This is a genomic window from Pseudomaricurvus alcaniphilus, assembly GCF_011440395.1.
Taxonomy (GTDB): Bacteria; Pseudomonadota; Gammaproteobacteria; order Pseudomonadales; family Cellvibrionaceae; genus Pseudomaricurvus; species Pseudomaricurvus alcaniphilus.
Map to the genome: position 1 here is coordinate 501,942 of NZ_JAAOIX010000002.1, position 15,035 is coordinate 516,976.

Sequence of the window (15,035 nt, forward strand, 5' to 3'; positions counted from 1 at the left end):
AACTCTAGCCTGTTGTTCTAGTGGCGGTAGACATTCACGCGGTCGCTTGTTACTCGCGACGCAGCAGAGCTGCGCCGGCCAGGTTGCCGCCGCCATTACTGACCACTGCCAGCTTGCGTTCACCGGCGAGCTGATGGCTACCGGCTTCGCCGCGCAGCTGTTTTACCGCTTCATGGAAGTAGCCCATGCCGTGGGTGCGCCCTGCCGATAGCTGGCCTCCGTGGGTCGCTAGCGGCAATTGGCCGTCGCGACTGATTCGCTCGCCGCCCTCGACAAAAGCGGCTGCCTCACCCCGTTCACAGAAACCCAAACCCTCCAGCCACAGCAGCGTCAAAAAACTGAAGCCGTCATAAAGCTCGGCAAAATCCACATCCTTGGGGCGAAAATCGGTTCGCGACCACAACATTTTGCCGGCATCTTCTGCGGCAAAGCGGGTCAAGTCCGCCTGTTGGTCCCAGCTATCACGCCCGTACAGCGGGCCGGCAATCGCCTCGATATGCACCGGTTTCGATTTGAGATCCGGCGCACAGTCCCGGTGCGAAACAATAATTACTGTGGAGCCATCGATGGGCACATCACAATCAAACAGGCACAGGGGATCCGAGATCATGCGCGACGCCAGATAGTCATCGAGGCTGAGTGGATCCCGATAAATAGCGCGCTCGTTTAACATCGCATTGCTGCGCGCAGTAAGCGCTATTTGTGCGAGCTGTTCCCGGGTGGCACCGAACTCATGCATATAGCGGGAAGCCACCAGCGCGATCCAGCTGCTGGCAGAAAATGCACCGAAGGGCAGCTGCCACTGAAAGGTTCCGCTGATGCGCTGGCTACCTGTGCCCAGGACACTGGAGCGAATCCCCTTAGCCATGGAGCTGGCTTCAGTCATGGTGCGAAAACAGATAACATGCCGGGCCTGGCCGCTGGCCACCGCCAGACAAGCATTCAGTACCGCCGACATTTGGGTCGCTTCATAACCGGCGTTATACCAGCTCAACTTGAGATCCATGGCCTCGCGCAGATCGCCGATGGCTACCGGCGAAAAGCCCGGTGCCGCGTGCTGCAGCTGGCCGGGCCAGCTCGATACGCCATCGATATCGGCACGGGACAGGCCGGCGTCATCGAGCGCCTGCTTGACGGCATCTATGGTTAACTGCAAGCCGTTGCGCGGCAGGCGCCGGCCAATTTCCGACTGACCCACGCCAGAGATAATGCACTGCTTTTCGGAATATGCGCTATTCATCAATCAATTCAACTCTTTGAAGGGTTTATTCTTGTCAGGCCGGTGATCCTGGGGCAAACCCAGCACGCGCTCGGCGATGGTATTTAACAGCACTTCATCCGTGCCACCGGCAATACGCCCGGCGGGATCGATCCAGGACCAGGCAAAATCTGTACGGAAGTCGCCCTGGGGATCCATTTCCACTCCATCGGGCCCCATCAAATCCAGAGCCAAAGCACCCAGTCGCTGGCGCGCCCGGCCCATAATCAATTTGCGGATGCTCGCTTCCGGTCCGGGCTCCTTGCCGTTGCCCACCGCCGCCATGCCGCGGCGATAAATAGAGCGCAAGCCCTGGCGCTCAATATAGGCTTCGAGCAGTGTCGCACGAATTTCACCGTCGGCGATTGCCGCGGCTCCTGCAACCTCACTCTCTTCTGCGTGCTTGAACAGAGTGTCCAATGATACGCCGCCGATGCTCTCATCGTACACGCCGGCCACGCGCTCGATCATCAGCATTTCCATGGCCACCGCAAAGCCGCGACCCTCATCCCCCAGGCGCTGGCTGTCGGGGATAAAGACATTGTCAAAAAACACCTCATTGACGTCATCGTGGCCCGCCATCCTGCGAATCGGCCGCACACTGATACCCTGGCTGTGCATATCCGCATAAAAGCAGGTAATGCCCGCGTGTTTGGGGCCGTCGCTATTGCTGCGCGCAACAATAAAACCCCAGTCCGCCACCTGGGCCCAACTGGTCCACAACTTCTGGCCATTGAGCAGCCATCCTTCGACACCGTCCCTGACATGACGCTCGGCCTTCAAGCGCACTGCTGCGAGGTCTGAACCGGCGCCCGGCTCGGAAAACATCTGGCACCAGATCTGCTCGCCGCGAATGGCTTTGGGCGCCAATTCGCGGCGCGCTGCCTCAGGCGCATAGCGCAGGAATATCGCCATCAATTGCGCGGTGCTAATGACAAAATATTCGGTCGGTAATTGGTATTTAAGCTCTTCTTCCCCGAATACTATTTTGTGCAGTTCGGTGAGCCCCGCGCCACCGTATTCGGCTGGCAGGTTGATACAGGCAAAGCCTCCCTCAGCCTTTTTGGCCTGCCACTTGCGGCCCAGGGCAAGATCTTCAGCAAAGCTCAAGCCCCGGCGCACGGCGCCGGAATAGGCCGGTGCGTTTTCCGCCAGCCAGGCGCGCGCGCGCTGGCGATAGGCCCTCAGCTCCGGCAGCGCTTCCAGTGGCTCGCGCGCCTGATCCTGGCCAGACTGACGATAGCGATAGAAGTTCTCGCGCCACTGCAGACGGCTGCCCAATTCCAGCGCCAACACCCGGGAGCGACGGTAATGGTGCTGCGGCAACCCCTCCCAGGTTGACCCCAGCCCACCAAAGGTCTGCATGCATTCCCTGGCACTGAATTCATAGGCCTCGATGGCTGCGACCCGGGAGGCCGCCGCCAACTCGCGCCAGCTGTCGTCTCCGGCTTCGAAAGCCAGAAGCGCGTCGTCAGCGCAGCCCCGAGCCAGCTCAATGCGCCAATACATATCGGCGATCTTGTGCTTGATTGCCTGCAGTGCACCAAGAGTCTGGCCAAACACTTTGCGCTCCAGGGCGTAATCCCGCGCCAGCAGCATTGCTGCCTCGGCACCGGAAGACTGCTCAAAGGCGGTTACCAGCGCCGCGCTGGCCAGGCAATCATCGTACAGGCCTGCGGCATTATCGGTAGCCAGTACAATGACCGGCGCTGCTGAAAACGCCAGCCGAGCCTGGGCGCGGGCCTGATCGATAGCGGCAGTTTCCTCTCGCGCCACCGCGGGATCGTTTAAAGCGACCAGCAGCAATTCCTGTTGCTCTGCTGTGGACGCCAGCACAATGGCGTAATCTGCGACAGCGGCAAAGGCGGTGACCGGGGTTCGACCCTGCAATTTACCTTGCACCAGCGCCAGCGAGCTGTCATTGACAAAGCAGCATATAGAGCTGCCGGCCATTAACTGTTCAAGAACTTCCGCAACAGCACTTTCCCCGCCATTGACTGCGGCGGCGTGCCGGATGATTTGCGCCAATTGATACACCGGCAGCAGCGGCAGTGATATCGTGGTGCGCCCCATCTCCTGGGCCAGTACCGCCAGGCCTCGCAAGCCCAGCCCCAAACCGCCCTGGCTGTCATCGACTGCCAGCATAGGCCAGCCCAGCTCCGCTACACGCTGCCAATTTTCAGCATCAAATGACGCCGGCCTATCCAAAAGGGTTTTCAGGTATTCAGGATCGGCGCGCTCGCTGAGAAAGCGCGCCGCCTGATCCTGTATAGCCTGCAGGTCTTCATTAATTGCAATCACGTTTATGTGCCGCCCAACTAGTATTTTTGCAGCAGCCCGTTGGCTGCAGTTGCCTGGATTGGTAGAGAACAACGATGCATACCACTATACCGCTGCATCGTATTCGGCATAGCCATTGTTCAATACCAGTAATTCACGCTCTACCACAAAGGTGCGGAAGGACGCCTTGCCATCAGCCTCTTTCCATATCTCTGTACGCAGGGTTTCGCCGGGAAATACCGGGTTGGCGAAACGCAGGTTGAATTTGCGCAAACGGGATGGATCACCGTCGCAAACGGCGCTGATGACTGCCCTGGCCGCAAAACCGTAAGTGCAGAGGCCATGCAATATGGGTTTGGGGAAGCCGCCCATGGCAGCGAATTTGGGGTCGATATGCAACGGGTTGGTATCGCCGGTCAAGCGGTACAAGGCAGCCTGCTCCTCGCGACTGATCGCATCAATCACCACATCCGGCGCGCGCTCGGGCATGGGCTGGGGCACAGGCTGGCCACTCTGGGGGCCACCACAACCGCCATTACCACGCAGGAATACCGCCGAGGTGCAGGTCGCCAGCAGCTCGCCGCTGTCGGCATCACTGATCTCCCGCGCCATCATCATGACCGCGCCCTTGGCGGCGCCCTTGTCGTAAATCTCCTCCACATAGCTGCGGCTTGTTACTTTACCGGAAACTGGCAGGGGCTTGTGTATGGTCAGGTACTGCTCACCGTGCAACAACTTGCTCAAGTCGATGCCGGTCTTCGGGTCGGCAACCCACATGGTACCCTGTGTTGCCATGGTCACTGCCATGGTGGGCAGCACAGCGAGGTTTTTCTCGTATATCAGGTTCAGGTCGGCGGCGGGATCCCCCGCACCTGCACCCACGCCCAGTGCATACAAAATGCAATCATTCTCAGAATAGTCCTGGTAACCCTCCGGTATTGGCCAGTTCTTGATTTTCTCGTATTCAAATCCCACGCTGTTTGCTCCAAGCTGATAAGGAAATTCGGGGCCTCGCATGCGGCTCAGTCGCCTGCTCGCTGGACCAGATTGCAGCCCATCCCACTTCAGCACTAAAAACTAACATATAATCAGCTATTACTCAACCTCAGCACTCATTAAGGCGAGGGAATAAAGCTTTTATATTTACTCCCCTGAGGCATAGCTGGTATAAATAAACTAATATACAGACAGTTCTAGTTAAACAAGCAACTGGCAGTCAGAGTTAGTCGTATTGGCAATGAGACTGGCACTCGCATTGCCTGCAACAATTGCCTGCAACAATTGCCTGCAACAACATCGAGCGGAGCACCATGGATCTCATGCAACCACCCCGGTCCGCGCTGGCCAAGACACTTTTCCAGTCCCTGCTGCACAGCAACAATCAGGACACCGCCTTTTACTACAATAATCGGGAGTACTCGTGGCAGACCGTTAAAGAGGTTATCGCCCTGCTCGACCAAACACTGCACCAACACCAACCGGGCTACCACACCCGCGTAGCTTTTGTCGCCCGCACTCGGCCCCTGCACATCAGCTGCCTGTGGGGTCTACTGCTCACCGACCGCTGCGCCTCGATGATTCACTGCTACCAATCCACCAGCAAGATTATCCAGGACCTGCGCCAGGAGGGTTACCGGGTTATCCTTGCCGACCAAGAGGATTGGAACGACGAGTTGGTCAGCGCCGCGCAATCGTTAAATTGCCTCGGCATTGCCATCACCTGCGACGGCATTGAACTTCTCCACCAGCCCCAAACACCAGCTGGCACAGCCCCAGGCTCCTACTGCGAAGACGATAGCGTAGCCGCCATAGAAACCCTCAGCAGTGGCACTACCGGCAGCCCCAAGCGCATTCGCCTGAGCCGCGGCAACCTGGGCGCCAGCACTTCTGCGGCGGTACTCTCGCTGACCCAGATGAATGCCGGCGCCAGTGCGCCCACTCCGATCATTTCGGTGCTGCCACTGAGTAACATCAGTGGCGTCTATGCCAGCACACCGGCACTGGCCATGGGCCTGCCCATGGCGCTCCTGGAAAAATTCCAGCTGGACCCATGGCTATTGTTGGTGCAGCGATTTCAGCCCATAGCCGCCGACATCCCCCCGGCCGCCATGACGGCACTGTACCAGCGACAACTACCCTCCGAGTTGTTCCGTAGCATCAAGGTCATTCGCACCGGTGCAGCGCCACTGGACCGCGACGTGCAGGCCTATTTCCAAAATGAACTGAAAATTCCCGTCAACCTGAGCTACGGCGCCAGCGAATTTTGCGGCGTGATTAGCAGCTGGAGCATGGCTGAGCTGGCCGAATTCTCCAACACCAAAATGGGCAGTTGCGGGCGCGCCCTGGCCGGCGTCGAGCTCCGTGTTACCGACCCGGACAGTGGTGCAGTACTGGAAGAAAACAGGGTTGGCCGCCTCGAAGCCAGGGTTGAACGGGTCGGGCCCGACTGGATCGCCACGTCTGACCTGGTGCGTATCGACGCGGACGGTTTTATGTGGTTCGCAGGGCGACTGGAAGAGACTATTTTTCGCGGTGGTTTTAAATTGTCACCGCTGCTGATTGCCGAACAATTGCGCCAGCACCCGGCGCTGGCAGATGCGGCGGTACTCGGCCAGGACGACTCACGGCTGGGACAGGTTCCGGTGGCGGTACTGGAAATAAAACCGGGTTGCGCGCAGCCGGACAGCGACCAACTAACCGCTTTTGCCCGCCAGCATCTCAGTGCGCCGGAAGTCCCGGCCAGGTTTTATTTTGTTGAGACACTGCCACGCACCAGCAGCTATAAAATCAGCTTGATCGAGTTGAGGCGGCTTTTAAAAACGCTTGGCGTTGACGCGTAGCCGCTTTTACAGCCAGGCAAACACGATATTACCGGCCTGTAAGGCAGGGAGGTTTTGCTCACTTCAGGCCCTGATTACTGGCCCTGCCTCCCCCAAAGCCCGCAGCTTACTCCGGCGCGTGCACAACCCATTAGACCCCCTTGGCTATTAGCCCCCTTAGCTATTAGCCCTTAGAGCCATTACCCCTTAGTAGCTATCAACCCTTAGCCGGCCAATAGCGGTCACGCAGTGGTTTTTTGTACAACTTGCCGTTATCCATGCGCGGCAAGGCCGCATCAAAGTCGATACTGCGCGGGCATTTAACCGCCGACAGCTGCGTCCGGCAATAGGCCATTAGTTCCGCCGCCAATTCATCTCCGGCATCTGCCCAGTGCAACGGCTGTACTACCGCTTTCACTTCTTCGCCAAACTCGGGATTGGGGACACCAAACACAGCCACATCCATAACCTTGGGGTGCACCGCCAGAACATTCTCAATTTCCTGGGGATAGATATTCACGCCGCCGGAAATGATCATAAAACTCTTGCGATCGGTGAGGAACAGGTAGCCGTCCTCGTCGAGATAGCCAATATCGCCCAGGGTCGACCAACCCGGGTGCTTGGGGTTGCGCGCATCCCGGGTTTTGGCGTCGTCATTCTTGTATTTGAAATCAAAGCCGCCCTCAAAATAGACCACGCCCTGCTCGCCCGCCGGCAGCGGCTCACCCTCTTCATCGCAGATATGCAAAATACCCCATTGCGCGCGCCCCACCGAGCCGGGCTTGCGCAGCCACTCCGCGGAAGTAATGTAGGTAGCACCGTTACCTTCCGAGCCACCGTAGTACTCACAGAGAATCGGCCCCCACCAGTCGATCATCTGCTGCTTGATCGGCACCGGGCAGGGCGCCGCGGCGTGAATCACACACTCCAGGCTGCTGCAATCGACGTCGCGGCGTCGCTCCTCGGGCAATTTCAGCAAGCGCACGAACATGGTCGGCACCATTTGTATGTGGGTCACTTTAAAGCGTTCGATGGCGCCAAGCAGTGCTTCCGGCTCAAACTTTTCACAGATCACCACGCAACCACCAATGCTCTGCATGGTCATGCTGAACACCAGTGGCGCGGCGTGGTAGAGGGGCGCCGGCGACAAATAAATGCTGTTTTCCGAGACGCCGTACTGCTCGCGCTGCATGGCCACAAACGGCAGGGGCTGGTCTGCCGGCGCACCACTCAGCGGCAGTTGCACGCCCTTGGGCTTACCCGTGGTCCCGGAGGAGTAGACCATATACTGGCCGGCGGTCTCGTCGTTAATGCGCGCGCTCGGCTGCGCGGCAACCGCCTCGGACCAGCGCGGCAGGGATGCCTCGTCAGTATCGAAATAACAGTGAAAGTCGGGACCAAATTCCGCCGCAGCGCCGCTGGCGATCAGCTCCTGTACCCCGGCCAACTCCGCTGCGGCGATGAGTAACCTGGCACCGCTGTCCTTGATAATGTAGGCGGCTTCCGCCAGCGTCAGATGGGTAGAAATAGGGGTAAAGTACAAGCCGGAGCGCTGCGCCGCCCAGCATATTTGCAGGAATTCGGGACAGTTGCGCATCCACAGGGCAATGCCATCACCGGGCTTCAAGCCGAGTTGGCGAAACAGTTGCGCGCCCTGGTTCGAGCGCTGTTCAAGCTCGGCGTAGGTGGTGGTAGCGCCAGTCTCCGCCATAATAATCGCAGCGGCGTTGGGCCGTTCCCTGGCATGTATACTCGGGTGCATGGTAAAACTCCTGTGTGTACTTATGGCTGAAAAGTAAATCGACTAGCGTTCCCAACCCTGCAGGCAATTTACTCGCCCGATTTTTTACCGCCGGCAACCATGCTCGCCACACCCTGGTTAACGATATCCCAAAACTCTTTGGTCGAAGAACTGACGGTATGGGTGTCGAAATGTGCATTGAGGGAATTGCGGTAACCCTGGATATCTGCAGTGCGATTCAACGAGCGCTTGAGCATGGCGGTGGCGTGCGGTGGCGCCTTGGCAATTTGCTGGGCCATTTTCATAGTGAAATCTTCCAGCTCGGCGCGGGGCACTACGTGGTTGACCATGCCCCACTCCCTGCCTTCCTCGGCGCTGATCTTGCCGCCGGTGAATAACAACTCCTTGGCCTTGCGAGTATTCAACACCCAGGGGTGCAAAAGAGCCTCGACCGCGGCCGCGCCCATGGAGTGCAGCACCGGATCGGAAAAATAGGCGTCGTCACTGGCGATAACGATATCGCAGGAGTTGGCCACCATAAATCCACCGGCGATACAGGCACCCCGGACTTCGGCAATGGTTGGTTTGGGCAGGTCCCAGATGCGCATGGCGTTGCCGAGAAAGTGCTCCTGCTCCCAGTGCCAGTGTTGCTCAACGGTGTAATCGCCGCGCAACTTCATGCCATCGGCCAGGTCGTGACCGGCGGAAAAGTGCTTGCCCTGACCGCCCAGGATCACCACCCGAATGTTAGTGTCAGCCTTGGCCCGGGCCAGGGCGTCATCCAGCTCAGCCAACAGCCGAGTGGATTGGGCGTTGCCCTTGTCGGGGCGATTGTGACAGACGCGCAGCACCGCACCCGTGGTTTCATAAGTGATATCGTTATAATCCATATTCATCTCCGTAAGGTGCGGGGCCGGCCTTCAAATGCCGACAAATCTCATTGGCCTGACAGCTGGGGTCAGTCATTGGCCGGCCAATCTTCTACCCGGGATCAGCCAATGCTTCATAGCCCAGGCGCGGTTGCGTCATGCGCTTATCTACCCAGCCATAAACTAACTATATGTTAGCTTTTAAATTAACACATGCCGCGGTAACTGGCAATTCACGGCGCGGATTCTTTTCGCTTGCCCGGGGCTGCCAACCTGACTTCACATTATGCCGTCAAGGAGGGCCACAGCTGAGCCGAGCCGGCAGCCAATACCCTGGCGCCCAACTGCCCGGACCAGTAGCGTTCGTTACCGGCATCGACTCGCCACTGCCACAGGCGGCGGGTGAAATAGTGCAGCTCGTGCTCATCGGTGATGCCGATGGCACCAAACACCTGATGGGCAATGCGGCTGACCTCCCTGGCGGCAACGCTGGCGGTGTACTTGGCCACGGCCGCGCCGGTTGATGGCTGCTTTTGGTCCAGCTCACGACAGGCGTATTTTGCCGCCATCTCCGCTGCCGCCGCGCGGCAACTGGCCTCCGCCAGCTGGTGCTGCAAGGCCTGGAACTTGCCGATGGGCTTGCCAAATTGCTTGCGGGTATTGGCATACTCCACCGCCAGTTCCACCACCTTGTCACAGGCACCACTGATCAGCAGGGCGCGCACAACCGCAAGTTGCTCCCGTATGGACGCCTCCGCCGCAATCGGCGCCTGGGCCTGTGGCGTCATGCCGCTAAAATCAATCGCGGCGGTGGGTGCGCGCTCCAGGCTGTGCAACTCGGTCGCCGCGGCGCTGACAGCCGTGCCGGCGACACTGAACAACAACGTCTCAGCGCCGCGCCGGGCGATGCCCAGTATCGCCGTTGCCCAGGGCGCCCAGCTGATCATATCCGCCGCCCCTTGCAAGCAGCCGGCGTCATCCAGACTGATATCCGCATCCACCAGCGCCAGCGGCCCCTCGGGTATCGCCAGTCCAGCCTGGCTCAACAGGCGCCGACCCAGCAGGGTTTCCGCCAGTGGCAGCGGTGCGGCGTGCCGCCCCAGCACGCGAAACAACTCGGCACATTCCTGCCAGCCGAGACCGGCAGCCTCCGCGCCAGTGCACATGACATCCGCCACCCCCATCGCTTCAATGTGTTGCCACAGTGCCCGGTTGCCAGTGCCGTTTTCCAGTGCCGCAAGGCTCTCCGCACTCACCTCGGCAGCGAGCAGTTTTTCCAGTTGGTCTGCCAACAACTCGGCAATATTCAATTCGCTCATCGCGCCATCCTGTTTAGTTCAGATCCGGGAACTGACTTATGTCAAAACCTATAAGCCCATACCGCGGGCAATGATCATCTTCATGATCTCGTTGGTGCCACCGCGCAGGGAGAAACTGGGCTCAACCTGGATCAGATAGGCCAGCGCTTCGGATAACTTGTCACCGCGCCGGCGCAGGGGTTGCGCCTCGACGATATCGGCAATCAAGCCCGGCATTCGCTGCTCCAAACCGGTACCCAGCAACTTGGTTATTGCTGCTTCCTGCAGCGGTGTTGCGCCGCTCTCCAGCTGGTTTTGGATCGACAGCGACATCTGCCGCAACACCGTCAACTCTGCCACCAGCGCGCCGATATCCCGGGCGATGGACGGGTCGTCAACGGCCTGGCCCAGTTGTGCCAGTGCCAGCGGTAATAACGGAAAGGAACTCAAGTAGCGATCCGGGCCACTGCGTTCGAACGCCAGTTCGGCATTGGCCTGGGCCCAGCCGTCGTTTTCAACGCCCATCAAGGCATCTTCGCCGAGCAGGACATCGTCAAACACAATCTCGTTAAAATGGGATTCCCCGGTCAGGTCCCGGATCGGGTTGATTTCAATACCCGGGGTTTGCAAATCGATAAGGAATTGCGACAGGCCCTTGTGTTTGCCGTGGGCCTCGGAAAATCCGGTGCGAAACAGGCCGATCATGACATCGCAATCCTGCGCGTAGGTGGTCCAGATTTTACGCCCGTTGAGGCGCCAGCCACCCTCCACCCGCTCGGCTTTGGAACGCAGGGAAGCCAGGTCAGAACCGGCATCCGGCTCTGACAAGCCGATGCAAAACGCCGCCTCACCGCGGCAAATAGCCGGCAGGTATTTGGCTTTCTGGGCTTCACTGCCAAGGCGCAGAATCAGCGGTCCGCTCTGGCGATCCGCTACCCAGTGGGCACCGACCGGCGCCCCCGCCGCCAGCAATTCCTCCAGCACCACATAGCGCTCCATGGCGGAACGCTCATGACCGCCATAGCGTTTCGGCCAGGTCATGCCGATCCAGCCGCGCTCTCCGAGTTTGCGACTCAGCTGGCGATCAAAACCGGTCCAGGAGTGCGCTATTTGCCAACCGCTCCAGTGGCTGGCCTCCGCCTGCACAAACTCCCTCACTTCCGCACGCAGGGCCTCTGCTTGGGGCGGCACCGCATAGGGCGAAAAACGATAGGCCGCGGTCATATGGCCCCCGTCTCTTGCAAGGCCCGGATTTGCCCGGCGTCCAACCCCAGCCAGGAGGACAAGACTTCTTCGTTGTGTTCACCCAACAGGGGCGGTGCCTGCCGATAGCTCACCGGCGACGCCGAAAAGCGCATGGGGCTGGCGGCGCTGCGAATGGTGCCATTACTGGGGTGCTGCTGACTGATAATCAGCTCCCGGGCCAGCACCTGGGGGTCCTTTTCCAGGTCCGCCATCTCGTTGATACCGCCACAGGAAACCTGGCCGGCATTGAGTACTTCCACCCACTCGGCCTTGCCTTTACCTTTTAGCGCTTCGGTCACCAGCCCCTTCAGCGCCTCGCGATTGGCCACCCGTGCGCCCATGCTGCAAAAGCGCTTGTCCCCTGGCCATTCGGGGTGACCGAGCACACCCGCCAGGCGGATAAATTCGCGGTCGTTGAAGGTTGCGATCAGGATGTAACCGTCGTCCACCGGAAACACACCGTAGGGTGCCGCGCTGGGATGGTCATTGCCAGTTCGGCCCAAAGCGGTAGCGCCATTGAACCAACCGGAAAAAGTATTGAGCATGGCCGCCAACTGGGAGTCGAACAGCGACACATCGATGTACTGGCCCTCGCCACTGGCGTGGCGGTGGTTGAGCGCTGCCAGCACCGAGATGGCCGCGTACAGGCCCGCGCAAATATCGGCGATGGGCACCCCCACCCGCATAGGGCCGTCACCCGGCTCACCGTCGTGATGGCCGGTGACCGACATCAGCCCCGCCATCGCCTGCACCAGGTAATCGTAGCCGGAGCGTCCGGCGTAGGGGCCGGTTTGGCCAAAACCGGTGACCGAGCAGTAGATCAGCCTGGGGTTAATGGCCCGCAATTGCTCGTAGCCGAGGCCGTAGCGCGCCAGGGTACCAGTGCGATAGTTTTCCACCAGCACATCGGCATTGGCGACCAGCTTGCGGATCAGCTCGGCGCCTGCTTCGGTGGCGAAATCTACCGCGATCGAGCGCTTGTTGCGGTTGACCGATTGGTAGTAGGTGGAATCCTGGCCCTCCCGGCCCAGCTCATTATCCATCCACGGCGGGCCCACGCGACGACAGTCGTCACCTTCACCCTTGCGCTCGATTTTAACCACTTCCGCGCCGAGATCTCCGAGAATCTGCCCCGCATAGGGGCCAGCCACAACCCGCGTCATATCGAGCACGCGAACACCGGCAAGTGCGCCTGTATTATTCATTTTCATACTCCTTTGCTGCCGGGCACAATTCCGGTCAGTCAGTCAGGTCGGCAGGCGAATCAGGCCTGCAGGCCGAGAACAGTTTTAGCGAGAATGTCCCGCTGAATTTCGTTGGCACCGGCGAAAATTGTGACCGGACGCGCCATCATCAACTGCCAATAGAGATCGGTTGCCGTGACCTCAGCAGACGGTCCGGCGAGTTCGACATCACCGACCACAGCGCCGTACTCGCCACTGATCGAGACATTGAATTCCGTCAAGCGGTGCAGCAGCTCAGACGCGTACACCTTGAGCATCGAGACCTCAGGACCCGGTGGCTTGCCGCTGTCGGCAATGGCGTCGCAGATGCGCGAGTAGAGCAAGCGGTAGTCGTGCAGGTCGGCTTGCAGTTGCGCCAGTTGATCCATAACCCCGCGATCGCTCTCCAGGCCCAGTTGCTGCACCAGATGCTGGCCGAGGTCGAGGGCCTTGCCGGCCAGCGCCGGACTGCCGATCCACACCCTTTCATAGCCCAGCAGCGCTTTCGCCACCGTCCAGCCCTGGTCCAGCTCGCCCACCAGATTGTCCCTGGGCACGCGCACGTTATCGAAGAACACTTCGCAAAATTCGTCTTCGCCGGCGAGGTTGATAATCGGGCGAATGGTGATTCCCGGGGTATTCAGGTCAATCAGCAAAAAGCTGATGCCCTGTTGTTTTTTGGCGTACTTGCCGGTGCGCACCAGGGTAAAGATATGGGTCGAATCGTTGGCGTGCGTAGTCCAGATCTTCTGGCCGTTGACGACGAATTCGTCTCCCTCGAGCACGGCGCTGGTGCGCAGGCTGGCCAGGTCTGAGCCGGCATTGGGTTCGGAATAGCCCTGGCACCAGACATGCTCGCAATTGAGAATACGCGGCAAGTAGTGCTCGCACTGGGCGGCACTACCCAGCTTGATCAAGGTCGGCCCGAGCTGGGTTTCCCCCAGGTCGATTATCCGCGCCACGCCGGCATGCTCCAGCTCCTCGTGATAGATCAGCTGCTTGCGAAACGACAGTCCCATACCGCCGTGCTCGCGCGGCCAGGCGGGGGCGCGCCAGCCGTGTTGCTGCAGGGTACGCAACCATTGGTTGGCTGGTTCGCCACGCAGGCGGCGAAAAGGGCGATAGAAATCCTGTTTCAGCTCGGCGGGGTAATACTCCGCCAGAAAGGCGCGCAATTGGCCGCGGAATTCTTCGTCGCTGAGGGCATCGCGATCGATGGTCATAGGGGTCATACCGGTACCTCCGCCTGGCGTAACGATTGAAACTGACGTCGCATGGCGTTGGCACCGCCCAACCAATTGCCGTACTGCAAGGCCAGGCGCAAGTATTCGCCCACCGCACACTCCTCGGTAAAGCCCATCGCACCGTGCAACTGTACTGCCTGCCGGCAGACATCCTGGGCCACGTCACTAGCCCGGGCCTTGGCGGCACTCAGCGTCGCTGCCGTGCCAGATTCAGCGGCAACGCGCCACACCGCCTCGGCCAGTTCGATATGAATATGCATGTCCACACAGCGGTGAGAGACCGTCTGGAAGCTCGACAATTTGCGATCGAACTGGTGGCGTTGATTGAGATATTCGACGGTATCCCGCAAGCACGCGCGCGCGAGGCCACTGAGGAACGCACTGGCCAGCAGGCGCCCGGCCGCCAGCGCGGACGCCAGCGCCTGTTGCGCAGCCGCTCCACTGAGCAGCAATTCGAACGGCACCCGATCGAAACTGACCCTGCAGAAGCTGCCGGAGGCGCTGGCACTGCGGCGCACGGTGATGCCGGCGGCAGCGCTGTCGACCAGCCCAATTGCCGCGCCACCATTGGCATTTACACACACCAGCATCTTGCTACCAGGCTCCAGTGCGGCGACAAAAGACTTGTTGCCGCTGATTTTGCCATCTTGCAGGGTGCAATCCGCAAAGGCCTCTTCACTGCCCGGGTGGTCCTGCCAGGCCAGGCAAAACAACTGTTCACCACTGGCGAGCTGGGCCGCCAACGGGTCATTGCCGGCACTCGCCAAAACCTGTGCGGGCAAGACCGCGGCCTCAATATAGGGGACCGGAAAACGGTATCGACCCATTACCTCCACCAGTTCTGCCGCCGCGGACAGCGGCAGGGCCAAGCCGCCCTGCGCTTCCGGCAACATCAGGCCCAGCCAACCCAGGTCCGCCATGGCAGACCACAATTCGCGCTGCAGCGGGCGCGGTTCGGCGATGGTGGTTTGAGCCGCCGCCGACGCCTGGAAGTCCGCCAAAAAGCCCTCGGCACTGTCGCGCAACATGGCGATAAATTCGTCCATTTCCTGCATAGC

The 15,035-nt window shown here is 59.8% G+C and carries 11 protein-coding genes; 1 reads left to right on the forward strand and 10 read right to left on the reverse strand.

Annotated features, from left to right (window positions below):
- Window positions 1–49 precede the first annotated feature (49 nt).
- From G8764_RS08270 to G8764_RS08280, 3 genes are all read right to left on the reverse strand, one after another.
- A complete protein-coding gene (locus G8764_RS08270) occupies window positions 50–1,240 on the reverse strand; it encodes a thiolase family protein (RefSeq protein WP_166164010.1) in 1,191 nt (396 codons plus the stop codon).
- Window positions 1,241–1,243: 3 nt separating this feature from the next.
- Window positions 1,244–3,559 (reverse strand): acyl-CoA dehydrogenase family protein, encoded by a 2,316-nt coding sequence (locus tag G8764_RS08275; RefSeq protein WP_166164012.1) that lies wholly within the window; start codon window positions 3,557–3,559, stop codon window positions 1,244–1,246.
- A gap of 84 nt (window positions 3,560–3,643) precedes the next feature.
- Window positions 3,644–4,513: a MaoC/PaaZ C-terminal domain-containing protein gene (locus G8764_RS08280; protein ID WP_207951760.1), complete on the reverse strand. Its 870-nt coding sequence runs from the start codon at window positions 4,511–4,513 to the stop codon at window positions 3,644–3,646.
- 335 nt (window positions 4,514–4,848) lie between these two features.
- On the opposite strand from G8764_RS08280, the gene G8764_RS08285 reads away from it, so the two are divergent.
- Entirely contained in the window at window positions 4,849–6,378 is a 1,530-nt protein-coding gene (locus G8764_RS08285) for a class I adenylate-forming enzyme family protein (protein WP_166164016.1), read from the forward strand.
- Between the two features lie 196 nt (window positions 6,379–6,574).
- Here G8764_RS08285 and G8764_RS08290 read toward each other — a convergent pair whose 3' ends face one another.
- From G8764_RS08290 to G8764_RS08320, 7 genes are all read right to left on the reverse strand, one after another.
- Window positions 6,575–8,119: an acyl-CoA synthetase gene (locus G8764_RS08290; RefSeq protein ID WP_166164018.1), complete on the reverse strand. Its 1,545-nt coding sequence runs from the start codon at window positions 8,117–8,119 to the stop codon at window positions 6,575–6,577.
- A gap of 68 nt (window positions 8,120–8,187) precedes the next feature.
- Complete coding sequence (locus G8764_RS08295) at window positions 8,188–8,988, reverse strand: enoyl-CoA hydratase (RefSeq protein WP_166164020.1); 801 nt, start codon at window positions 8,986–8,988, stop codon at window positions 8,188–8,190.
- Window positions 8,989–9,251: 263 nt separating this feature from the next.
- Window positions 9,252–10,286 carry an acyl-CoA dehydrogenase family protein gene (locus G8764_RS08300; protein ID WP_166164022.1) on the reverse strand — a complete coding sequence of 345 codons (1,035 nt, stop codon included), beginning with the start codon at window positions 10,284–10,286 and terminating at the stop codon, window positions 9,252–9,254.
- 48 nt (window positions 10,287–10,334) lie between these two features.
- Window positions 10,335–11,489 carry an acyl-CoA dehydrogenase family protein gene (locus tag G8764_RS08305; RefSeq protein WP_166164024.1) on the reverse strand — a complete coding sequence of 385 codons (1,155 nt, stop codon included), beginning with the start codon at window positions 11,487–11,489 and terminating at the stop codon, window positions 10,335–10,337.
- A complete protein-coding gene (locus G8764_RS08310) occupies window positions 11,486–12,715 on the reverse strand; it encodes a CaiB/BaiF CoA transferase family protein (protein WP_166164026.1) in 1,230 nt (409 codons plus the stop codon). Before G8764_RS08310 ends, G8764_RS08305 begins: the two co-directional genes overlap by 4 nt.
- Before the next feature lie 59 nt (window positions 12,716–12,774).
- On the reverse strand, window positions 12,775–13,965 hold the full coding sequence (locus tag G8764_RS08315) for an acyl-CoA dehydrogenase family protein (protein ID WP_207951761.1): 1,191 nt from the start codon (window positions 13,963–13,965) through the stop codon (window positions 12,775–12,777).
- On the reverse strand, window positions 13,962–15,032 hold the full coding sequence (locus G8764_RS08320; protein WP_166164028.1) for an acyl-CoA dehydrogenase family protein: 1,071 nt from the start codon (window positions 15,030–15,032) through the stop codon (window positions 13,962–13,964). The genes G8764_RS08315 and G8764_RS08320 overlap by 4 nt, the downstream gene beginning before the upstream one ends.
- Window positions 15,033–15,035: the final 3 nt, after the last annotated feature.